General features: G+C 53.9%; 20 protein-coding genes. 15 read left to right on the top strand and 5 right to left on the bottom strand.

Annotated features, from left to right (window positions below; genetic code table 11):
• The first annotated feature begins 2 nt into the window (after positions 1 to 2).
• The 3 genes from AAA927_RS00255 to AAA927_RS00265 are packed head-to-tail and all read left to right on the top strand — an operon-like array spanning position 3 to position 2,581.
• Positions 3 to 812: an NAD kinase gene (locus AAA927_RS00255; protein ID WP_204118817.1), complete on the top strand. Its 810-nt coding sequence runs from the start codon at positions 3 to 5 to the stop codon at positions 810 to 812.
• A complete protein-coding gene (locus AAA927_RS00260) occupies positions 802 to 1,698 on the top strand; it encodes an RluA family pseudouridine synthase (protein ID WP_338214606.1) in 897 nt (298 codons plus the stop codon). Before AAA927_RS00255 ends, AAA927_RS00260 begins: the two co-directional genes overlap by 11 nt.
• A gap of 13 nt (positions 1,699 to 1,711) precedes the next feature.
• Positions 1,712 to 2,581, top strand: coding sequence for a DegV family protein (locus tag AAA927_RS00265; RefSeq protein WP_338214608.1), 870 nt, complete (start codon positions 1,712 to 1,714; stop codon positions 2,579 to 2,581).
• A gap of 67 nt (positions 2,582 to 2,648) precedes the next feature.
• Here AAA927_RS00265 and AAA927_RS00270 read toward each other — a convergent pair whose 3' ends face one another.
• The 3 genes from AAA927_RS00270 to AAA927_RS00280 all read right to left on the bottom strand — a co-directional run bounded on the left by AAA927_RS00270 (position 2,649) and on the right by AAA927_RS00280 (position 5,279).
• Complete coding sequence (locus tag AAA927_RS00270; RefSeq protein WP_338214609.1) at positions 2,649 to 3,290, bottom strand: copper homeostasis protein CutC; 642 nt, start codon at positions 3,288 to 3,290, stop codon at positions 2,649 to 2,651.
• Between the two features lie 12 nt (positions 3,291 to 3,302).
• Positions 3,303 to 4,124 carry an undecaprenyl-diphosphate phosphatase gene (locus AAA927_RS00275; RefSeq protein ID WP_125581237.1) on the bottom strand — a complete coding sequence of 274 codons (822 nt, stop codon included), beginning with the start codon at positions 4,122 to 4,124 and terminating at the stop codon, positions 3,303 to 3,305.
• Positions 4,125 to 4,244: 120 nt separating this feature from the next.
• A complete protein-coding gene (locus tag AAA927_RS00280; RefSeq protein ID WP_338214611.1) occupies positions 4,245 to 5,279 on the bottom strand; it encodes a lactonase family protein in 1,035 nt (344 codons plus the stop codon).
• Positions 5,280 to 5,671: 392 nt separating this feature from the next.
• On the opposite strand from AAA927_RS00280, the gene AAA927_RS00285 reads away from it, so the two are divergent.
• Positions 5,672 to 5,842, top strand: coding sequence for a hypothetical protein (locus AAA927_RS00285; RefSeq protein ID WP_338214612.1), 171 nt, complete (start codon positions 5,672 to 5,674; stop codon positions 5,840 to 5,842).
• 75 nt (positions 5,843 to 5,917) lie between these two features.
• Here AAA927_RS00285 and AAA927_RS00290 read toward each other — a convergent pair whose 3' ends face one another.
• Positions 5,918 to 6,895: a GMP reductase gene (locus AAA927_RS00290; protein ID WP_125581233.1), complete on the bottom strand. Its 978-nt coding sequence runs from the start codon at positions 6,893 to 6,895 to the stop codon at positions 5,918 to 5,920.
• Between the two features lie 221 nt (positions 6,896 to 7,116).
• A complete protein-coding gene (locus AAA927_RS00295; protein WP_338214614.1) occupies positions 7,117 to 8,064 on the bottom strand; it encodes a magnesium transporter CorA family protein in 948 nt (315 codons plus the stop codon).
• Between the two features lie 78 nt (positions 8,065 to 8,142).
• Here AAA927_RS00295 and AAA927_RS00300 point away from each other — a divergent pair, with 78 nt between their 5' ends.
• The 11 genes from AAA927_RS00300 (at position 8,143) to AAA927_RS00350 (ending at position 22,891) form a co-directional block, all read left to right on the top strand.
• Positions 8,143 to 8,973: a putative RNA methyltransferase gene (locus AAA927_RS00300; RefSeq protein ID WP_435891501.1), complete on the top strand. Its 831-nt coding sequence runs from the start codon at positions 8,143 to 8,145 to the stop codon at positions 8,971 to 8,973.
• Between the two features lie 205 nt (positions 8,974 to 9,178).
• On the top strand, positions 9,179 to 9,688 hold the full coding sequence (locus tag AAA927_RS00305) for a tRNA (cytidine(34)-2'-O)-methyltransferase (protein ID WP_338214616.1): 510 nt from the start codon (positions 9,179 to 9,181) through the stop codon (positions 9,686 to 9,688).
• 112 nt (positions 9,689 to 9,800) lie between these two features.
• Positions 9,801 to 12,065 (top strand): FtsK/SpoIIIE family DNA translocase, encoded by a 2,265-nt coding sequence (locus AAA927_RS00310; RefSeq protein WP_338214618.1) that lies wholly within the window; start codon positions 9,801 to 9,803, stop codon positions 12,063 to 12,065.
• A 13-nt stretch (positions 12,066 to 12,078) separates the two neighbouring features.
• On the top strand, positions 12,079 to 13,338 hold the full coding sequence (yfmF, locus tag AAA927_RS00315) for an EF-P 5-aminopentanol modification-associated protein YfmF (protein ID WP_338214620.1): 1,260 nt from the start codon (positions 12,079 to 12,081) through the stop codon (positions 13,336 to 13,338).
• A complete protein-coding gene (gene yfmH / locus AAA927_RS00320; protein ID WP_435891502.1) occupies positions 13,338 to 14,642 on the top strand; it encodes an EF-P 5-aminopentanol modification-associated protein YfmH in 1,305 nt (434 codons plus the stop codon). The genes yfmF and yfmH overlap by 1 nt, the downstream gene beginning before the upstream one ends.
• Positions 14,639 to 15,364, top strand: coding sequence for an elongation factor P 5-aminopentanone reductase (ymfI, locus tag AAA927_RS00325; protein ID WP_338214622.1), 726 nt, complete (start codon positions 14,639 to 14,641; stop codon positions 15,362 to 15,364). The genes yfmH and ymfI overlap by 4 nt, the downstream gene beginning before the upstream one ends.
• A gap of 86 nt (positions 15,365 to 15,450) precedes the next feature.
• Positions 15,451 to 16,362 (top strand): helix-turn-helix domain-containing protein, encoded by a 912-nt coding sequence (locus AAA927_RS00330; protein WP_338214624.1) that lies wholly within the window; start codon positions 15,451 to 15,453, stop codon positions 16,360 to 16,362.
• A gap of 2 nt (positions 16,363 to 16,364) precedes the next feature.
• The gene (pgsA, locus tag AAA927_RS00335; RefSeq protein WP_125581216.1) at positions 16,365 to 16,952 is read left to right on the top strand and encodes a CDP-diacylglycerol--glycerol-3-phosphate 3-phosphatidyltransferase; all 588 of its coding nucleotides are present in this window, start codon (positions 16,365 to 16,367) and stop codon (positions 16,950 to 16,952) included.
• Positions 16,953 to 17,018: 66 nt separating this feature from the next.
• Positions 17,019 to 18,263, top strand: coding sequence for a competence/damage-inducible protein A (locus AAA927_RS00340; RefSeq protein WP_338214627.1), 1,245 nt, complete (start codon positions 17,019 to 17,021; stop codon positions 18,261 to 18,263).
• A gap of 172 nt (positions 18,264 to 18,435) precedes the next feature.
• Positions 18,436 to 20,004 carry a ribonuclease Y gene (gene rny / locus AAA927_RS00345; protein ID WP_338214628.1) on the top strand — a complete coding sequence of 523 codons (1,569 nt, stop codon included), beginning with the start codon at positions 18,436 to 18,438 and terminating at the stop codon, positions 20,002 to 20,004.
• A 799-nt stretch (positions 20,005 to 20,803) separates the two neighbouring features.
• Positions 20,804 to 22,891 carry a KUP/HAK/KT family potassium transporter gene (locus AAA927_RS00350; protein WP_338214630.1) on the top strand — a complete coding sequence of 696 codons (2,088 nt, stop codon included), beginning with the start codon at positions 20,804 to 20,806 and terminating at the stop codon, positions 22,889 to 22,891.
• Positions 22,892 to 22,910 lie beyond the last annotated feature (19 nt).

Below are 22,910 nucleotides of genomic sequence, written 5' to 3' on the forward strand. Positions count from 1 at the left end.
GCATGCGAGTGTCTATTCACGCCAATTCAAACGCGAATTCTCAAGTGGCCAAGGGCAAGCTCTTGGCTGGTTTGAAGGCCCCAGCATTTCAAATCGATGAAGCGCACCCGGATGTGGTGATCACCATCGGTGGCGATGGCACGCTGTTATCAGCGTTTCACCGCTACGCCGATCAGTTGGATCATGTCCGGTTTATTGGCGTGCACACTGGGCACCTGGGTTTTTACACGGACTGGCGCGATTTTGAAGTGGACGCTTTGATTGAGGCGCTGAATCGCGATTCTGGCGAAAGTATTTCGTATCCCCTGCTCGATGTGCTAACCGACTTTGAAGATGGGACCACGGCGCACTACCTAGCCCTGAATGAGGCGACGCTGAAGCGGGAAAGCGGCACGATGCGCAGCGATGTGTACATTCGTGAGAACTTCTTTGAAAGCTTCCGCGGCGACGGATTGTGTGTGGCCACGCCAACAGGGTCCACGGCTTACAGCAAGTCCAACGGCGGGGCGGTAATTCATCCGCGGCTGGATGCGATGCAAGTCACCGAAATCGCCTCGATTAACAACCGGGTATTCCGGACCTTGGCCGCCCCGATGATTTTGGCGCCAGACGAATGGATTTCGCTGCGCCCAGAGCCGTTCCAAGATTACGTGATGACCATCGATCAATTCACCGCCCGACCATCGATGATCAATGCCATTCGCTTCAAAATCGCCAGCGAGCGCATTCACTTTGCCCGCTATCGGCACATGCACTTCTGGGACCGCGTGGAGGACGCGTTTATCGGCGCGAAGAAACCCGATGCGCTTTAAGTGGACGTATGAAGGCCCGCGCAACACCTTGCAACACTTTTTGATTCAACAAGGTTTTTCCTTGGCCCAATTGAAAAAGCTAAAATTTCATGGCGGTTTTGTGTTTGTGAATCGAAAGCAGCGCAATACCGCCTTTCGCTTGCGGTCGGGAGATCAGATTTTCCTGCAAACAGCGCCGGAAGTGGCGGTGGACACTGTGGTGCCGTATGACGCGCCGCTGGCCATTTGCTACGAAGATGAGTATTTGCTGGTGGTGAATAAGCCGGCTGGGGTGGCCTCGATTCCCGATGCCGCCAAAGGCAATGACAGTATGGCCAATCGGGTGAAGGCTTATTTGATCAAGACTCATGCCGAAAGTGCGGCCATTCATGTGGTGACCCGGCTGGATCGGGATACCAGTGGCTTGATGCTGTTTGCCAAAAGCGGGTTTGTTCACAGCTTGCTGGACCGGCAGCTGCACACCGATGACCTCAGTAAAACCTACTTGGCGGTAGTGCAAGGTGGCGCCGGCTTGGCTGAGCATGGTTGGTTGGTGCTCAAAATTGGCCGCAGCCAGGATTTTTACATGAAACGCCAGGTAACAATTGCCGGGAAAACTTCGGTGACTGAATATGAAACCTTGGCGGCCAATCCTGCCGCGGCGCTGGTCCAGGTGCAGCTGCACACCGGCCGCACCCATCAAATTCGGGTGCATTTTGCCGCCATTGGCCATCCGCTCTTCGGCGATGACCTCTATGGCGGCCCGGCCGGCATGGCGCGGCAGGCCCTGCACTGCGCGGCTTTGACATTTTGGCATCCCATTGCCAAAAAGCGGCTAGAGTTGACCGCGGCGCTGCCGCCTGATATGTTATCGTTGGTAGCGCAAGAAAAGTTGCAGCTCAAGTAAGGATGTGGAAAAGATGTATCAACTATTAACGGATTCTGCCTGTGATCTCCCCTTGGCGACCTTAAAGGCCAACAACGTGGCCTTCGTGCCGTTTCACTTCAATGTGGCCGGTCAAGATTTGACCGATGACATGGGCGGCTCATATGAGCTTCAGGAATTCTTTGAGAAAATCAAAGCCGGTGTGATGCCATCAACTTCAGCCATCAACATCGGCGAGTATGTGGACTTTTTCACGCCTTACGCGAAGGCGGGCACGCCTGCTGTGTATATTGGGTTCTCTGGCGGGCTGAGTAGCTCAATGGCTAGTGCGCAGCAAGCCAAGGCAATGGTGCTCGAGCAGTATCCCGATGCTCAGCTGGAAATCGTGGATACGCTGGCGGCTTCCGAAGGCGAAGGCCGGATGGTGCTGGAAGCCATTCGCCTGCAGCAGGAAGGCAAAACGCTGGCTGAATTGGTGGCTTGGTTTGAAGCCAACCGGCTGCGCTTGCAGCAATGGTTCACGGTGGATAGCTTGGACTACCTGTATCACGGCGGCCGCGTGTCGCGGACCTCAGCAGCGCTGGGGACGATGCTGAATATCAAACCGGTGATGGATGTCGATCCTGCCGGCAAGTTGCGCGTGGTCAGCAAGGTCCGCGCTCGCAAGCGTTCGCTGCAGGCCTTAGCCGACAAAGTGGTCGCCGCTTTGCCCAGTGACCCCAAGCAACCCGTGCTGATTGGCACCTCGGGAGACACCGCCGCGGCGGAAGAAACCAAAAAGATGATTTTGGCCAAAGCGCCTGACGCGAACATTACCCTCGGTGACATCGGCCTTACCATTGCCAGCCACACCGGCTTTGGGTGCGTGGCCGCGTTCGTGATGGGTGCCGCTGACCGCAAGTAAACCCGTAAAAAATGAGCCGCACTGCTTCAAATGCTGAAGCAGTGCGGCTCTGTTTGTGTTTCAAGCGTTAAGCGATGGTCACGATTTTGGTGCCATGGGCCTGGTTGACCCCAATCGCGGCGGTGACGGCTTCGACGTTGGCCGCGGTAATGCCGCCGCCAGGCAGAATTTCGAGCTTCCCTTGGGCTAACGTCACCAATTCCTTGAGATGAGGTGTGGTGGCCTCAATCGACTCGGTGAGCGGGCCGCCGTGAGTGAGAATGCGGCTGACGTCATGAGCGGCGAGCCAATCAATGGCAGCCGCTTGCTTGGCCTCCGGAATGGCATCAAAGGCCATGTGCATCACCACTGTCATACCAGCACTGGCGGCAATGAGGTTTTCCATGGCCTCTTCATCCAGCCAGCCGTCCTGAGTTAAGGCGCCAAAAGTCACAGCGTCCACACCCAATTCCTGAGCCACAAACAAATCTGCTTCCATAATCTTCAGCTCGGTGTCCGAGTAAACAAAATTGCCGCCGCGCGGTCTGATCATGGCCACTACGCTGGCATCATTTTCATGGACGTAGCGGGTTGCCTCCGCCATCACGCCGCGGGAAACGGTGGTGCCGCCAACGGCCAAGTTATCGTTCAATTCGATGCGCTTAGCGCCGGCTTGCAGCGCCGCCGGAATATTGGTGAAGTTCTCAACACAAGCTTCTTTCAGTAACATAAATGTGCCTCCTTATAGGAACAAAACGAGTAGCACGACCAGCCCCAGAGCAATGCGGTACCAGCCAAAAGGTTTGAAGTCGTGCGTTTGCACGAATTTCAGCAGCCACTTGATGGAGACGACTGCGACAAGGAAAGAGACAATCATCCCGGTAGCTAAAATGGCCCACTGGGCACCGGTGAAGGCATTACCTTGCAACAGAAATTTGCCAATTTTGAGGATGGAGACCCCAACCATCGTCGGAATGGCCAGGAAGAAAGAAAATTCCGTGGCCACATACCGGCTGGTGCCGAGAATGATCGCCCCAAGAATCGTGGCGCCAGAACGGCTGGTCCCAGGGACGATTGAGAGCGCTTGGAACAACCCAATGAACAGGGCAGTTTGGAAGCTCAGGTCAGCGAGCTTACTGATTTTCGGTGCGCGGTTTTTGAAGATGTTTTCAATGACGATGAACAAGATCCCATAGAGGATCAACATCGAGGCCACAACTAGCGGCTTGTGCAGGTGTTCATCCATGAAATCATTCAGCGGCAGGCCGATCACCACTGACGGTAGGACGGCAACCACGACTTTGGCCCATAACACCCAGGTGGCTTGGCGCTGGTCGTGGTTTTTCTGGGGACTCCAAGGATTGAGCTTATTGAAGTACAGCAACACCACCGCCAAAATGGCACCGAACTGAATCACATATTCAAACATCGCCATGAAAGCGGCAGGTTGGTTGATTTTCACCAGTTGGCTGACCAAATCGATATGGCCGGTGGAGCTGATGGGCAGAAACTCGGTGAGCCCTTCAACAATACCGATAATCACGGCTTTGATAATATCTAACATAATTTCCTCCTAAAGCATTTCAATGTTTTCAGTATACCTTGCAAGACGGTGCTGGCGAGGGGGAAAAGCAAATTTTACCTAATTCCAATAAAAAAGACCCATTGCTGGGTCAGTTTAAGCCTAAGCTTTCAGGAAAACCACATTGACGCCTTCTGGTGCGACAATGTCTTTTTGGACCAGGGTCAGCTTGCCGCTGTCGAAATCACGCTTGTACAGCGTGCCATTGCTGGTGTTCTGGTTCACTGCCAGCAAGAAGTTCTCGGACAAGTCCAAGGCGGCGTCGCGAGGGAAGTCACCTTCGGAAGGAATCTGCTGAATTTCGGTGAGGCTTTGGCCATCTTCGCTCACTTCAAACACGGTGACGCTGTTGTAACCGCGGTTAGTGACGTAGATGAAGCGGCTGTCAGCGCTGATGCGAATGGCGGCAGCGCCATTGTGCTTGGTCCAATCAGCCGGGATGGTCTTCAGCGTCTGGCCTTGGGTGAACCGGCCGGTGGCGGGGTCGTATTGCAACACCGTGATTTGGCTGGAGAGTTCCGCCAGCAAGTAGGCAATCGGCTTGCTGTGGTGGAAGACTAGATGGCGCGGGCCAAACCCTGGGGCTAGTTTCAAAATCGCCGGCGTGTCCAACTTACCTTCATCATTCAACGGGTAGGTGTAAACCTCATCGGTGCCCAAATCAATCACGGCTAAGCGGCCGTCTGGGGTAAGACCAGCGAAGTGGACATGGCTAGCATCTTGTTCCGGCTTGGGACCATGGCCGTGGTGCCGCGCGACATCAGTCGGGGTGATGGTGTGGTCCGCGTTGATCTTGTAGACATTGACGCGGCCTTCATGATAGTTGGCAGCAAATACCAGCTGGCGTTTTTCATCGATTGAAATGTGCGCTGGCGACGTGCCAGGTTCTAACACCGTATTCAACAAAACAGGCGGGTTTTGGTTCAAGTCGATGGCAGCCACGCCGCCTTTGCCGTCAGCTGCATCCACGGCATAAGCAATGCCGGCGTTGGAGACGGCCATGTAAGTGGGTGAGCCTAAGGACGTGATATAAGGTTCCGGGGTGCTCATCGCCCCAGTATCTGAATCGAAGTCGGCGCGGTAGATGCCTTGGCCTTCATGCCGGGTATAGCCACCGAGTAATACTGTTTCCTTCATCAATGTTGCCTCCTTTGCGCAATAGCGCGATCTCCTGCATTATACCAGAAAACGCTCCCGTTAGGACAGGCTGTGGAGCTGGGCGCACTTAGCCCCACAGCGAGTGCAACTATGCTTGCGTTAACCGCCGGGCCGGTCAGCCTCCGCCGGCAGGGGCTGGAACGGGGTGGCCAGCGCTTTGAGCCTCGCGCTGCGAGTCTCGAAGTCGCGGCTTGTTCTAAGCCAACAAGTTGGCTAAGAACAATTTCACCCCTGAGCCCCTGCCGGCTGCGACTGACCGGCCCTGGGGTAGTGGTGACCTTGGGTGTCGCCTCGACTCTCTATGCTGATTGATTGTATCTCCTGCGATTGTGGCTTATATTGTTGCCAAATCATTTGGGAGGAGGCATGCCATGACAAAGAAATTCTGGGGTCGGACTGGGTGGGGGTGGCTATTTGCTAGCTTGACCGCAATTGCGATGCTCCTAGGGGTAGTTGGCTGGATTTCACTCACGCTGACGTTAATTTTGGTTTTGGCCAGCTTGTTCGCAACGGCAGTGGTCGCAGTTAAGTATCGGCAGTAGCTTTGCCTGTGAAGATTGCGGGTTACCGGCGCCTAAGGCAAGCAAAAAGGACCGAATTGCCGGTCCTTTCGGGGCTTAGTATTGGTCGCCGTTAAAAATGGAGTTCTTGACGATGACGTAATCAACGGTAGTTAAGGCTTTGAGGTCGCGACCGCCGGCGTACGAGACGGCAGATTGCAGATCTTCTTGCATTTCAGTGAGGGTGTCTTTAATGGAACCTTTAACGGGCAGGAGGATCTTTTTGCCTTCGACGTTGTGTTTGGCGCCTTTTTGGTATTCCGAGGCGGAGCCGAAGTATTCTTGGTATTCTTTGCCGTCTTTGATGACGTGCTTGCCGGGGGTTTCTTCATGGCCAGCAAACAGCGAGCCAATCATGCACATGGTGGCGCCAAAGCGAATCGACTTAGCGATGTCGCCGTTGGTGCGGATGCCGCCGTCGGTGATGATGGGCTTACGGGCGGCTTTGGCACACCAGCGTAAGGCGGCGAGTTGCCAGCCGCCGGTGCCGAACCCGGTTTTGATTTTGGTGATGCAGACCTTGCCGGGGCCGATGCCGACTTTCGTGGCGTCAGCGCCGGCGTTTTCGAGGTCGCGAACGCCTTGGGGGGTGCCGACATTTCCGGCAATCACAAAGCTATCGGGCAGGTATTTTTTGATGTGGCGAATCATGTCCATCACAATGTCGGCATGGCCGTGGGCAATGTCGATGGTGATGTATTCTGGCACGAGTTCAGCGCCGGCGAGTTCTTTGATGAAGGAGAATTCTTCGGCTTTGACGCCGACTGAAATCGAGGCAAATAAGTTAGCAGCATGCATGTCTTGAATAAACTGCATCCGCGTTTCTGGGTTGAACCGGTGCATGACGTAAAAGTAATCATGTGCTGCCAACCACTTCGCCAGGGGAGCGTCGATAATGGTTTGCATATTGGCGGGGACAACCGGCAGCTTGAAGGTGCGGCCGCCAAACTCAACGCTGGTGTCAACTTCCTTGCGGGAGCGCACCACGCATTTGTTGGGAATCAGTTGAATGTCTTCATAATCGAAAATTTCCATGTTGATCGTCCTTTCGCCTGCAGTGAATTTTCGTTAGGGTTGCAGGCCACCACGCGCTAATATACAAACATTGTCCGGAAATGTCAAATTTTTTCGGATAATGTCAGAATAATGTTCGTGACGTATCGAACGTTACACAAAAATACAGTGTCGAAAGCACAGGGGGCAGGATTTTGGCCAACAAAAAAACCAGGTGGCAAGGCCAACCTGGCAGGTAAGGGTTAGAAATACTTCTTTTTCCAGAACTGGTAGCCCAGCAGGACCGCGATAATCAGGGAGATGATAATCGTGATGATCCAGCTGACATGCATCCCCGCCAGTGGCAGCTCCACGTTCATGCCATAGAAGGAGAAAACCAAAGTGGGGATGGTGAGGATAATCGAGTACGAGGTCAAGAACTTCATGACCCCGTTCATGTTGTTGGAGATGATGGACGAGTACGTATCCGAGGTTTCACTGATGATGGAATTCGAAATTTGGGCCATTTCAGTCCCTTGCTGATTTTCAATCAAAATATCATCGAGCAAATCTTGATCATCTTCATTGAGCCGCAGCGGGTTATTGCGCTGCAGTTGTTCCAGCACGTTGCGGTCGGTGCGCAGACTCATCATGAAGTACACCAACCCTCGCTGCACGCCCATTAACGCATAAAGATCTTCGTTGCGCAGGTTAGATTGCAGTTTGTTTTCCAAATTTTCGCGATTTTTGTTGATGTCGCGCAGGTAGGTGAGGTAAGCAGCCGTGGCCCGGTACATCATGATCAGTGCCGCTTTGTTCTTCATCTTGGGGTTAAAATTGGCCACTTTACCTTCCGCAAACAGCGCCAGCAAAGGCTGGGGTTCGCGGTCAATGGTAATCAACGCGGTGGCAGTGATAATGATGGCCAGCGGCACCGTTTTGTAGATGACGCGTTTTTTATCATTGATGGAGGCCACCGGCATGTCAAAAATCAGCAGGTGAGCATCGACATCTTCATCATATTCATAGCGGGCGCCTTCATCGGGATCAAGGCCATAGAGCAAAAAGTCTTCCGGCACGCGCGCTTTTTTGGTCAACTTGGTCAATTCCGCCGCGGTGGGCGCCACAGCGTTGATCCACACACCGGCTTCGATTTTGTCTTGTGACTTTATTTTTCCCACGGTATCATCGTATTTATAAATCGAGAGCATGTGAACCTCCTTTAACACTTTAGGTGATAGGTTAAGTGTACTGGAAAACGCGCTCAGAATACAGAGGAGACGAAGCAGTTGCGCAAAATATTAGCCAAAGCCCAGGCGATGGCAGCGTTAGAACCGTTATTTGCTTGTCCAGTGTGTCAGCAGCCGCTGCAGATTGAGGCGACGAGTCTGGTTTGCGAACATGGCCATCGCTTCGATTTGGCCAAAAAAGGCACGGTGAACTTTCTGAACAAGCCAGTGCCGACGGAATACGATGCGCCAATGCTGGCGGCGCGGCGCCGAGTGCTCCAGGCGGGGTTCTTTGAGCCGTTTCTGACGGCCATCAAAACGCAGCTCACTGCGGCAGATTTAGTGCTTGATGTTGGTTGCGGGGAAGGCACCCCAACCGCGTTTCTGGCGACTGCAGCGCCGGCCGTGGGTTTTGATATTTCGGCGCCGGCAATTAATCTCGCTGGCAGTTTGGCGACCCCGGCGTTGTACTGTGTGGCCGATTTGGCCCGTTTGCCGTTTCTGGCGAGCCGCTTTTCAGCCGTGGTGGATTTGTTTTCGCCAGGCGCTTATCGGGAATTTGATCGGGTGCTTCAATCCGGCGGCCGCCTCTTTAAGGTCATTCCGGAAGCGGGGTATCTCCAAGAATTGCGCACCGGGTTGTATGCCGGCACCGATAAAGCCACCTACAGCAATGAGGCCGTGCTGAGCCGCTTCATGGCGACCTATCCGCAGGCCACGAGTCAGTTGTTTAACTACGACTTTCCGGTGACGCCAGCGCAGTTTGCCGATGTGATGGCCATGACGCCGCTGAGCTGGCAGGCGCCAGCGGCCAAACGTGAGGCTTTGCTGGCAGTGCCACCGACGCACATTCATGTGGCAGTTCGTCTATTACAAGTGAACAACTTCTAAAGATTCGATTGCTTTTCCTGAACAAAAGTGTTAGATTATTGACAAGCATTTTTATTTCTGGCTTTTATCAGGGCTTGCTTTTGGGAAATTGATAAAAGTTAGCGATGAAAAACTTTATTAACGTACCGCCTCGCCGTGCAGACACCGAGGCAGTACGTTTTTTTGTGTGGTAAGATAGAAACAATGTTTTTAGCGGAGGCGTAAAATGACGAACCACCTTGTGTTGTATCAACCTTTAATTCCGGCTAACACCGGCAATATTGCCCGCACGGCGGCAGCCACTGATAGTGTGCTGGATTTGATCAAACCCTTGGGCTTTTCGGTCGATGATAAGCATTTGAAGCGCGCCGGGCTTGATTATTGGGCTTCAGTCCAAATCGTGTACCACGAATCGCTTGAGGACTTCATGCAGACGGTGCCAGATCAGCGGTATTTGTACCTCGTGTCCAAGTTTGCGGAAACGACTTATTCCGACCGTGATTTAAGCAATCCCACGGTGGATCACTATTTCATGTTCGGGAAGGAAACCACTGGCCTGCCAGAGCCGTTTATGCGGGCCAATCCCGAAAAGGCAGTGCGCATTCCGATGACCGACAAGGTGCGGGCCCTCAATCTCTCTAACTGTGCAGCGCTGGTGGTGTACGAAGCCTTGCGCCAGCAAAACTTTGCCGGGCTGGAGCGCAGTCACACTTACCCGCATGATAAACTCAAATAACCTCATGGGCGGCTGTCAAAGCCGCTTTTTTCTTGGGGGCCTAGGGCTTTCGGCGGTTTTAGTTCGGTTAACCCTCGTGTATAATGGGCGTGAATGATTCAAGGAGGCAGTTATGGCGCAAGCGCGAAAAACCAGTAAAAAGAGACGGCCGGCCACCAAACGGAAAAGGCCTGATGACCACACGCTCAATTGGGTGGGCTGCGGTATTTTTGTTGTGGCTGCGCTGGCCTTTTTCCGATTGGGCATTGTTGGCACCTTTTTTGCTAACTGCTTCCGCTTGGTGATTGGGGATGCCTATCTGATTGGGGCCGGGGTACTCATCGCTTACGGCGCGTGGCTGCTGGTGGCGGGCAAACCCCTGCGACCAACTGGGCGGCTACTGTGGGGCAGTGGGGTGCTAGCACTTGGCGGTTTGGGCATTTTGTCCAGCTTGGCGATGACCGCGCAGCATGTGCATGCACATTTTTTGCTGGCAACTTGGCGCCTGTTGCAACAAGATTTCACGTTAATGACCACCTCCAATCGCGTGGGCGGGGGTCTGATTGGTGGGGCGCTAGTGAATGTGCTGACGCCGCTGTTAGCCAATATTGGGGCGTTGATTTTGTTCTGGCTCCTCGTGTTGGTGGGCTTGAGTATTCTCGCTGGCGTCAAAGCGGCGCAAGTCTTTGCCGCGGCCCACTGGCTAGGCAATAAGCTCGCTGAAGGCGTACGCAGTTTGCAGGCGCAGTTTGCTGAGCGGCCAGCTAAACCGAAAACGGTGGCTAAACCTAAACCCCAACCAACCGCGGCGCCTGAACCTGAGCCGCAGCCGGCCCCAGAGAAGGACTTACCGACGCCTCGCGCTGAGGCCGACGAGTTCAAAATCAATGTGCCTAAACCTAAAATAGAACAAACCGAACTGCTGGCGGATGATTCGGCGGAAAAAGACGAAACGCCGCTGGCCGCTGGGGATGGCACATCAGATTATAATCTCCCTAGCATGCAACTGCTGACCGCCATTCCGGCGGTGGATCAGTCCAAAGAAATGAGCAAAATTCGGACCAACAGTGCGAAGTTGCGCGATACGCTGAAGAGCTTTGGCGTTGACGTGACGGTGAAGGCCGCCAATTTAGGCCCCAGTATCACACAGTATGAAATTGAACCCGCAGTAGGCGTGAAAGTGTCCAAAATCACGAATCTTTCTGATGACCTAGCATTAGCCCTGGCGGCAAAAGATATCCGGATTGAGGCCCCGATTCCAGGCAAATCAGTGATTGGGATTGAAGTCCCGAATCAGCAAATCGCCACGGTGGGTTACCGTGATGTGCTGGAAGCCACCCCGCCGCATCCTGGCAAGCCACTGGTGATTCCGCTGGGTAAAGATGTCGATGGTCATGTGATTACCTTTGACTTGACAAAAATGCCGCATCTGCTGATTGCCGGGGCGACCGGGTCCGGTAAGTCGGTGATGATCAATGTCATCATCACGAGCCTCCTCATGACCACTAAACCCGAAGCCGTGCGGATGATGTTGATCGATCCGAAGAAAGTGGAACTGTCGGTGTATGATGGCGTGCCTCATTTGTTGACGCCAGTCATCACCGAAGCCAAAAAGGCGCCATCGGCTTTGAATAAAGTCGTGAAGGAAATGGAAAATCGCTACGAGCGCTTTTCTGCCGCTGGTGTGCGCAATATCGGCGAGTACAATCGCAAAGTGGCCACCGCCCAAGACCCGGATTTGCCGCACATGCCACTGATTGTGGTGGTGGTCGATGAATTAAGCGACCTGATGATGGTGGCTGGCAATGAAGTCGAAACCGCCTTGGTGCGGCTCGGACAAATGGCCCGGGCGGCTGGTATTCATGTCATCATTGCCACCCAGCGCCCCTCGGTTGATGTTATCACTGGCCTGATCAAAGCCAACTTCCCGTCCCGCATTGCGTTTGCCGTGTCCAGTGGGGTCGATTCCCGCACGATTTTGGACATGAACGGGGCGGAAAAATTGCTGGGCCGCGGCGACATGCTGTATGCTCCGATTGATGCGGCTAAGCCAATGCGGATTCAAGGTGCCTTTATCCCTTCCGCTGATGTGGAAGCCGTGGTGAAAGCTATCACCGACCAAGTGGCGCCGGAATATGTTGAAGATATGGCCCCGAGCGAAACCTCTGACAAAGCCGACCAGGGCGATTCGGAAGATGAGTTGTATGAAGAAGCCAAAGCGTTTGTGATTGAACAGCAAGGGGCTTCCACCTCGCTACTGCAGCGGCGTTTTCGGATTGGCTACAACCGCGCGGCCCGGCTGATTGACGATTTGGCTGCTAATCATGTGGTGGGGCCAAGCGAAGGCAGCAAGCCGCGCAAGGTCTTTATCCAGCCTGACGAACCTGATCACGACTAACAAAGGAGTTACTATGCGAACGGAATTGACGCAAGGGGTTTACCTAAATGTGGTGCCCACCACCCAGTTCAAAACCACGCGGGTGGCGATTCATTTTATCGCCCCGGCAGATGCCACTACTTATGCGGCCCGCACGTTATTGACCTCGGTGCTGGAAACCAGCAGTGCCGCTTATCCTACCCAGAGTTTGTTGTCGGTGGCATTAGAGCAGCTCTTTGGCGCTAGTTTCGGTATCGGGGTGGCCAAAGATGGCCAGATGCATCGCGTGACGGCGACCTTGAATTTGGTGAGTGACCAACTGGCCCAAGCACCGTTACTGGCGTCGGGGTTTGCCTTGTTGAAGGAAGTGTTGATGCACCCGCTTTTGGCGAACGGCGAGTTTGATGGCCAAGTTTTTGCCCGGGAGCAGCAAAATCTCGCCGCTTACCTAGGAAGTTTGGATGAGGATCGCCAGTTGCAGGCCAGTATGGCGACGCAGCGGCTCTATTTCGAGGGTCGGCCGGCGCAAATGACACCGAGCTTTGGCACCATTACCCAGCTTGAGGCGGTGACGCCAGCATCCTTGATGCAAACCTATCAACAGATGCTGGCGCATGACCAAATCGAAATTGTGGTGCTGGGCCAAGTGACAGAAGCAGACGTCTTGCCGCTGGCTTCTGCCCTGGGCTTTGCGCCGCGGGCAGTGGCGCCGATGAAACTCACCGTCGACCAGCCCGTCGCTAATGTTCGCACCAAAACGCAAACGGCGCATGTCAACCAAGCCAAGTTGAACTTGGCCTACCATGTGGATGCCGATTTGTATGGGCGTAAATACTTTGCTAATGTCGTCGCGGCTGATTTGTTTGGCGGCTCGCCGCTGTCGCTTTTATTCACCAACGTGCGGGAAAAAGCGAGCCTGGCGTACTATGCCAGCGCGGCTTTCGATCCGTTTCGGAATATGATGGTAGTGCAATCTGGCATCGATGGCCAAAACGCCAAGCGCGTGCAGGCCCTGATTGCGGCGCAACTGCAAGCGGTGCAAACTGGCGCCTTTGATGACGACTTGCTGGACCGGATCAAGGAAGGCTTGCGCAATAGCCGGCAAGCGGCCTATGACTCGCCACGCTTTTTGGCCCGCCAAGAGTTGCTGCATGCCTTAGCAGTGAACCACCAACCTGGTTTTGCTGCTTATGCCGCGGCGATTGATGCGGTGACCAAAGCAGAAGTGCAAGCGGCAGCGCAAACTTGGCGCCTGCAGGCTGTGTATTTGCTGAAAGAACAGGAGGAAGGGTGATGGCGCTGGAGAAGTTCGAGTATCCCGAAGTAGGGGAAACCCTGCTCAAAGCAACCTTGCCCAATGGTTTGCGGGTCCAGTTGGTGCCTAAGCCGGCTTATCATCAGACCTATGCCATGTTTGCCGTTGATTACGGCGGCATTGATGTGCGCTATCAGCCGGCTGGTAGCAGTGAAATGGTGCAGGACCCGGAAGGTATCGCCCATTTTCTGGAACACAAGCTGTTCGAAAAAGAGGATCACGATGCCTTTGCCTTGTTCGGCCAAACCGGTGCTTCAGCCAATGCTTTTACCGGCGCCACCAATACGGCGTATCTCTTTTCCTCGGCGAATGCCGTGGCGGAAAATCTCACCACGCTTTTGGATTTTGTTCAGGCGCCTTATTTCAGTGACGAAACTGTGGCGAAAGAGCAAGGCATTATTGGCCAGGAGATCCAGATGTACCAAGATGATCCTGGCTGGCTTTTGTACTATGGCATTTTGGGTAACTTGTATCCCGGCCATCCGATTGCCCAAGATGTAACCGGAAGTTTGGCTTCGATTGCGGCCATTACACCGGAGAAACTATACCGGGCGTATCGCACGTTCTATCAGCCAAGCAACATGACGCTGACTTTGGTGGGCCATTTTGATCCTGAGCAAATCATGGCGTTGATCAGCGCCAACCAAGCCGCCAAGACCTTTGCGCCAGCGACGCCAATTGTGCGCGGCGTGGCTTTTGACGGCGCACTGGCGGAAATTTTGCCTTATCGCGCCGCTGATTTGCCGGTTATTCGGCCGAAAAGTGCGGTCGGGCTGAAAGGCCAGGTGGACATTCCTGATGATGAAGCCGGCACGCGCTACAAGCTGACGATTTTACTCCTGCTGGAAATGTTATTTGGCGACTCGTCACCGCTTTATCAGGATTGGTATGATCGGGGCTGGGTGGATGATTCGTTTGACTTTGAATTCACCGCGGGCCGCACGTATAACTACGCGCTTTTTTCTGGTGATACGGATGAACCCTCAAAACTGTCTGATGCCGTGGCGGCAGTGATTGCCAATGGCGCGGAGCAGCCGAGCCTGACGCAGGAGCGGTTCGACCGCATCAAGCAGGCCAGTTTGGGTAAATATTACATGTCCTTGAATTCACTGGAACAAACCGCTAACCAGCTCAGCGCTCAAAGCTTTTACCAGGTGAATGACTTTGACGTGGCCAAAATTATGCGCACCATCACGTTGGCCGATTTAAAAGCCGCGGCGGCGACGTTCTTTGACGTTGACGCGTTGTCGGTCTTCCACATTCGGCCGGAGGTAGAGCCATGAGTTCAGCGCTAATTCTGGGCGCCAGCGGCGATATCGGTCAGGCTTGTGCGCGCCGACTGGCAAGTCAAGGCTGGTCCTTATACCTGCATTATCATGACCATGAGGCGCCGATCACGGATCTTATCGACGAGCTGGCGAAGGCTTATCCCAAGCAAGACTTTATCCCGATGCGGTATGATTTAACCGACCCGACACATTTAGATGCCCTCACCGCGCAATTATTTGCGGTGGATGCGGTGGTGTTTGCGGCTGGCGCGACGGCGTACCACTTGTTTGAGAGCAGCACGGTGCCGGAAATGGCGCAGCTGATGCAGGTGCATTTGCTGACGCCCATGGCCTTGTTAACCAAGCTCCAAGGCAAACTGGCCGCCTCAGGCCACGGTCGGGTCGTGTTTATTGGCTCCGTCTATGGCGGCAGTGGTAGTGCGATGGAAGTCGCTTATAGCACGGTGAAAGGCGCTCAGTCAGCGTTTGCTCGGGCTTATGCCAAAGAAGTGGCCAGCTTGGGTATCACGGTGAATGTGGTGGCGCCAGGCGCGGTCGCGACGAAGATGAATCGCTTTTTCTCGCCAGAGGCTTTAGCGGCGGTGCAGGCGGATATTCCCGCCGGGCGGTTAGCGCAGCCAGAGGATATCAGTTACTATGTGGCCAGTTTGCTGGCGCCAGAAGCGATGTATTTAACCGGCCAAACGTTATATGTGACCGGGGGTTGGCTGCGTTAGCATCTCAACAATTTCTTAATTCATGGGATGTAATTTTCATGCTATACTGAAAATGACGAATAATTAATAGCGGGTGAAGAAAACAAATGGATGAAATTGGGCAAAAGCTGCGGACTGCTCGAATTGAAAAAGGGTATACATTAGATGACCTTCAACAAATCACGAAGATTCAAAAGCGTTATTTGATCGCGATCGAAGAAGGCAATTTTGATGCGCTCCCAGGTGACTTTTACGTTCGGGCCTTCATTAAGCAATATGCGGAAACCGTTGGCCTGAACGCCGACGAGCTGCTCACACAATTTCAGCAGGATATTCCCGACACACAGCCGCAGGAATATGTTGAACAATCAGTTGAAAATCGGACCCGCAGTGAACGCAGTAGCGCCGCCAGCCCGGTGAACAAGTTGCGCCAGCATGCTGTGCCGATCATGATTGTGGTCGCCGTGGTGATTATTGTGTTTGGCGTGTACTTTGTGATGTGGAAGTCCTCGCAAGGGCCAAAGCAAACCGTACCGACCGACAGCGCCAGCGTTTCGGTTTCCTCGAAGAAAGCCAGCAGCTCAGCGAAGTCTTCGACTGAGAAGACCAGCTCGAGCAAAAAGGCGGCTTCTTCCAGCAAGAAGAAAGCTTCATCCAGCAGTAAAAAGGCTGAACAAAGCGTTGCGGTAACCACGGTCAGCTCCAGTCAGCAGACGGCCACAGTCACCAACTTGCCTAAATCTGGCAATAAGTTGACCGTTGCTGCTCCTGATGGCGCCGCTTGGATTGCCGTGTACGTCAACGGTAGTATCACTTGGCAAGGGACGCTCCAAGGTGGCTCAGATCACACCGTTGATTTGCCAGATGGGGTCACGAGCTTTGCCGTGCATTCCGGCAATACGCCTGGCACCACCATCAAGTTGAATGATAAGACCGTGGATATCAGTGGCGCGACCGGCGTGGTCCGGACGATTACCTTCAAGCTTGCTGATAGCAGTACCACAGGAAGCGGGGATTAGGCGTGAATTTACCAAATAAACTGACGATGCTACGGATTATCCTGATTCCAGTCTTCACGATTTTGCTGGTATTGGGCTGGCCAGCAGGCACCATCATGCTGGGAAGCGCGAAGCTCAGTGTCACATATCTGGTGGCAGCCATTATCTTTGTGGCGGCTTCGCTCACTGACCTGGCCGATGGCAAAATTGCCCGGGCGCGTCACTTGGTCACCAACTTCGGCAAGTTTGCCGATCCCCTGGCCGACAAGCTGCTGGTGATGACGGCTTTCATTTTCCTCACTGCGGCTGGGATTATCCCAGCCTGGGGGGTCGCCATTATTTTATGGCGGGAGCTGGCAGTGACCGGGTTGCGGCTGCTGTTAGCCAATGGCGGCGAGGTCCTGGCCGCAGCTTGGCCTGGCAAAATCAAAACCGTGACTCAGGATTTAGCGATTGTCTTTCTGTTCATGAATGACTTTGGTATTCCTGCCATTTTCGGGGTCGGCTTGGGTGAAATCCTGTTCTACCTGGCCGTAATTTTCACCGTGTACTCCGGGGTCGAATATTTTTACAAAAATCGCAGTGTCTTTGCGGATTCATTTGGACAATAACCAACGGCGCAAGGGCCTTTGCCCTTGCGCTTTTCTCATGCAATCAAGACCATACGAGGTGGCAAAATGAACGCAGAATTAATCGCAGTCGGCACGGAAATCTTACTCGGGCAAATCACCAATACCAATGGCGCGTTTTTGGCCAACCAGTTGGCGGAGTTAGGCATCGACAGCCTCAATCAGCAGGTGGTGGGTGATAACCAGGCCCGATTGGACGCCGCCATCACCTTGGCGGAACAACGCGCCGAGATCATTATCTTGATCGGCGGGTTGGGACCTACCCCGGATGATCTGTCCAAGCAAACCTTAGCCGCGCATTTGGGCGTGGCGCTGGTGGATGATGCGCCGGCTTTGGCGAAACTGAAGGCGTATGCCGCCCAGCAGCAGCAACCGATGACGCCCAACAATTTGCTCCAAGCTAAATATCCTGCCGGCGCCACAGTGCTGACGAACAGGGTCGGCTTGGCAGTCGGTGCAGTGAGCGTCAGCCGGGGCAAACAGTATATCTTGCTGCCAGGCCCACCGAAAGAATTCGAACCCATGGTGCTTGATCAGCTGGTCCCGTATCTGCTCAAAACCCTAGGCCACGATGCCACGATGGTAAGCCGCGTGCTCCGGTTCTTCGGCATCGGTGAATCCAAAGTCACCACGGTGCTGGCGGATTTGATTGCAGGGCAAACCAATCCCACTTTAGCCACTTACATTAAACCCTATGAAGTCACTTTGCGCCTGACCGCCAAGGCGGCTGATGAAACGGCAGCCAAGGCCTTGCTTGATCCCCTGGAAGCCGAAATTCAAAGCCGCCTCGGGCAATACTTTTACGGTTATGGCGACGACAATAGCTTGCCGCAAGCCGTGGTGAAAGCCTTGGCTGAGCAGCATAAGCAAGTCACGGCCGCGGAGAGTTTGACCGCAGGCGCTTTCCAGGCGACCCTGGCGGATGTACCCGGTGTGTCTGAATGGTTCAAAGGCGGCTTTGTCACCTACTCAAATCACACCAAAGCCGCCTTTCTCGGTCTCGATGAAGCCACGATTAATCGTGATGGGGCCGTCAGTGAAGCCACTGCTAAGGCGATGGCGACAGGTGCGTTGGCCAAAGCCGAAGCGGATCTCGCCGTCAGCTTTACCGGCGTGGCCGGGCCGGGGCCCAATGACGGTCAGCCGGCCGGCACCGTGTGGATTGGGTTGGCCCGGCGCGGCCAGGAAGCTCAAGCCCAACTGTTTCATTTTCCTGGCAGTCGGGCGGCCGTTCGCGGTCGGGCAGTCAAAGCCGGGTTGTTTTGGCTATTGAAAACGCTGCAAGCAAACTAACTGAAAAGGGCTTTGATGCTGGCTGAAACCGGCGTCAAAGCCCTTTTAGCGTAGGGCTGGCGGCTTGGCCCTGTATTGACAGTAAATCGCGAAACCGCTACAATCGACCTTGTGTCATATTTAAAAATATAATTTGCATCTTGAAAGAAATTGATGATGCGGAGGTGAAAAGATGAGCGCAGAAATGCTGATCTCGATAATCCTCGCAGTCATCGCTTTATTGCTCGGATTGTTGATCGGAAACTGGCTTCAGAAACGGAGCCACCAGAATACTTTGAACCAAGCCCACGATAGTGCTGCCGGGATCATCGAGACTGCTAACAAAGCAGCCGAGACGCTAAAAAAAGAAAAATTAGTCGAGGCCAGAGAAGAATCCCATCAATATCGCACGCAGGTGGAAAACGAACTCAAGGAACGGCGCCATGAAGTCCAACAGTCAGAACACCGCGTTTTGCAGCGGGAAGAGGCCTTGGACCATCGTGATGATACCCTTGATCGGAAGGAACAGAGCTTGTCGGATCGCGAGGGGCACCTCAACGATCGGCAGCAACAATTGGACGAGCGAGAACAAGACATTACTTCAACCATTGCCAAACAACAAGCAGAACTTGAACGCATTGCCAGCTTAACCAAAGACCAAGCGCGGGACCAAATCCTCACTGCCACCAAGGCAGAATTGGCCCATGAACGGGCGAAGTTGATTAAAGAAAGTGAAGATGAAGCGCATGAAACGGCTGACCGCACGGCCAAGTCGTTGATTGCTGATGCCATCCAAAGAAGTGCCTCTGATGTCGTGGCCGAAACCACAGTGACGACGGTGACTTTGCCGAATGACGACATGAAGGGCCGGATTATCGGCCGTGAAGGGCGCAATATTCGGACTTTGGAAACCTTAACGGGGATTGATTTGATTATCGATGACACCCCAGAAGCCGTTGTGCTGTCAGGGTTTGACCCGATTCGGCGTGAAATTGCGCGGATGGCGCTTGAAAAACTGATTCAGGATGGCCGAATCCACCCTGCCCGCATTGAAGAAATGGTCGACAAGGCGCGCAAGGAAATGGACGAACGCATTCGTGAAGTCGGGGAGCAAGCCATTTTTGATGTGGGCATTCATAACATGCATCCGGATCTGATCAAGATTTTAGGGCGCCTTCATTTTCGGACCAGTTATGGGCAAAATGTGTTGGATCACTCGATTCAAGTGGCGAAGTTGGCTGGGATTATGGCCGCTGAGCTGGGTGAAGATGTCAATTTAGCGAGACGCGCAGGATTACTGCATGATATCGGGAAAGCGCAGGACCGTGAAGTCGGCGGCTCCCACGTGGAAATTGGGGTGGAATTAGCCACCAAGTACAAAGAACCGCAAGTGGTGATCAATACGATTGCCTCGCATCACGGCGACGTGGCACCAACCAGTGTGATTGCGGTCTTAGTGGCGGCAGCGGATGCCATTTCGGCTGCCCGGCCAGGTGCCCGGTCAGAATCGCTGGAGAATTATCTGCATCGCCTGGAGAAGTTGGAGTCAATTGCCAACAGTTTCACCGGTGTCGATCATTCTTATGCGATTCAAGCTGGTCGCGAAGTGCGCGTGATTGTGCAGCCTGAGGCCTTGTCGGATGAACAATCCGTCGTCTTGGCGCGCGACATTCGCAATCGCATCGAAAAAGAACTCGAATATCCAGGTCACATCAAAGTCACTGTCATCCGCGAGAAGCGGACGGTGGAATACGCGAAGTGATCACAAGCGCTGGGGAAACCTGGCGCTTTTTTGTTTTGTCTCGATGGCCGCTGGGTCCGGTTGAGGCAGCGCCGAGGCGCGGTGGTGCGGCTGCGGGGTCGGCTGGAGCCAAAGAGCGGTCTCCAGCCTCAAAAGCAAGCCAGCATCGCTGCCGCTCAACGCTGTCTCGCCTTTGCCCACGGTTAGCACAGGAGCAGCCTGCTGCGCAGTCTCCTCGTGTGCCGACTGTTTCGCTGCCGCACCACCGCGCCTCTCTGCTACCTCGACCGCACCCGCTAAACAACAGTGGCGCACAAGTCTTATCGTCACATCATGATACCTGTTTTGGCTGTTGCGTAATCTGGGTCTTAATATTGAACAAGACGGAATTCGTGAGTGAGACGCTATCAAGCATCTTACGATCAAACTAGGGCAGGTCAGCTGGAGCAGGCAGGGGCTCAGTGGTGAAATTGTTCTTAGCCAACTTGTTGGCTTAGAACAAGCCGCGACTTTGAGACTCGCAGAGGCTCAAAGCGCTGGCCACCACGTTCCAGCCCCTGCCTGCGGAAGCTGGCCTGCCCGGCCGACAGTTGAGTGCTGTAAGCGTAGTCGGGCTGCGCTGGGCAACGCCCGAGCAGCTAGCTACGCATTAGGCCTCGCCGCTAAGCCCAGCGGTAATGCCTAACGCTAGGCTACCTGTCGGGCTAAGTGCGCCCAGCTCCGCAGCCTTGACAGTTTGACGCAATCACAGCAATGAGCTATGATTCCTTGACAGTAGTTTCTTCCACCGCGGTAATGCGTGGAGGTTGAGGAGAGAAAAATGACACGTAAGAAAAAAGCCACCATGCTTGGCATGTTGATTACTTTGGGCATCGTGTACGGCGATATTGGGACTTCACCGCTGTACGTTATGAACGCGATCATCGCTGATGCCGGCTCGGTTGGGGCGCTTTCGCCTGATTATATTATTGGGTCGGTATCGCTGATTTTTTGGACCCTGATGATTTTGACCACCATCAAGTATGTGGTGCTGGCGATGCAGGCCGATAACAATGGTGAAGGTGGTATTTTTGCGCTGTATGCCTTGGTCCGCCGCCGTGGCGCTTGGCTCGCCATTCCGGCTTTGATTGGCGGCGCAGCGTTGCTGGCTGACGGTACGTTGACACCAGCTGTGACGGTCACCACGGCGCTGGAAGGGTTGAAGGGTCAAACCTTCGGCCGCTTTGTTTTCAGCAATAACCAAACCGTGGTGCTGGTGATCACCACTGGGGTGCTACTGGCGCTGTTTTTGATTCAGCGTTTTGGCACCGCGAAGATTGGGAACGCCTTTGGACCGATCATGTTCTTGTGGTTCTTGTTCCTCGGGGTGGCTGGCCTGAGTCATATGTCTGGTCATCTAGAAATTTTGAAGGCTTTGTCGCCGGTTTATGCGATTAAGATCTTGTTTAGCCCGGAAAATAAAGTCGGCATTTTCTTGCTAGGCAGCATTTTCCTGGCCACCACTGGGGCGGAAGCCTTGTACTCCGACATGGGCCATGTCGGTAAAGGTAATATCTATGCCACCTGGCCATTTGTCTATGTCATGTTGATGCTGAACTACTTCGGCCAAGGGGCATGGCTGATTGCGCATTATCAAGATGCGGCTTACGCTAACCTGACGACCATGAACCCGTTTTATGAAATGCTGGGAACTGGGCTGCGGCCATACGCCATTATTCTGGCGACGGCAGCGGCGATCATCGCCTCGCAGGCTTTGATTACCGGCTCTTACACGCTGGTGCACGAAGCCGTGGGGCTGAAGTTCTTGCCGCGGATGGCCATCAAGCATCCCTCCAGTGAACGCAGTCAGATTTATATCGCCTTTGTGAACTGGTTCCTGTGTTTAGTCACCTTAAGCGTGGTTTGGTTCTTCCGGACTTCCAAAGCCATGGAAGCGGCTTATGGTTTGGCCATCACGGTCACCATGCTGATGACGACCTTGTTGCTGTACGAATTCTTGGCGATGCACATCAAGCGCGCGATGGCGGCGTTGGTGGCTGGGTTCTTTGGCCTGATTGAAACGGTCTTCCTGATTGCCAGCCTGGTGAAGTTCCTGCATGGCGGCTACATCACGCTGTTCATCATGTTGCTGATTTTGGCGATGATGGTGGTCTGGTACTTTGGGAACAAGGTCCGCGAGCATTACCAGGATGAAAGCGAATATGTCGTGCTGACCGATTACCTCGATCAGCTGACGGCGTTGGCTGCCGATGACACCATTCCGACTTACACCACGAACTTGGTCTACATGACCAAGGTTAAGCCGGGCTACCGGCTGAAGCGCTCCACGCTGTACTCCATTTTGGACAAACGGCCCAAGCGCGCTAAGGTTTACTGGTTCGTGACGGTGAATGAAACCGACAAACCGGTGGAAATGCGCTACACCGTCGACATGCTCCACACCCGCAACGTGATTTCGGTCCAGATTTACTTGGGCTTCAGAATGTCGCAGCATGTCAATGTTTACATTCGCAAGATCATCAATGACCTGCTTAACGCCAAGGTGATCGATCCGCAAACGCCGAAGTACACCACGGTTAAAAACCGCAATGTCGGGGACTTCAAGTTTGTTATCATTCGCGAGCAAGCCCAGAATTTGATGGCGACGGAAAATATTCCGGGCTGGCAGCGCCGCTTGATTGGCGGTCGGCTCTGGTTGCAAAATGTCACCACCAGCCCGGCCAACTGGTACGGCCTTGAATTCTCGAATGTGGTCGAAGAAGTCGTGCCACTGTTTATCAGTGTGCCGCGCACCGTGGCCTTCTCGAAGCATCAGATTATGAATGCGAAAGCCTTCAAGCTCCGGGCCAAAAACCAACCGATTCAAACTGAAACCGAGATTATCAATCCCAAACAAGATCCTGAATAAGCGCAACAACAAAGAGGCC

It is taken from the genome of Lacticaseibacillus salsurivasis (assembly GCF_036246225.1).
Taxonomy (GTDB): Bacteria; Bacillota; Bacilli; order Lactobacillales; family Lactobacillaceae; genus Lacticaseibacillus; species Lacticaseibacillus salsurivasis.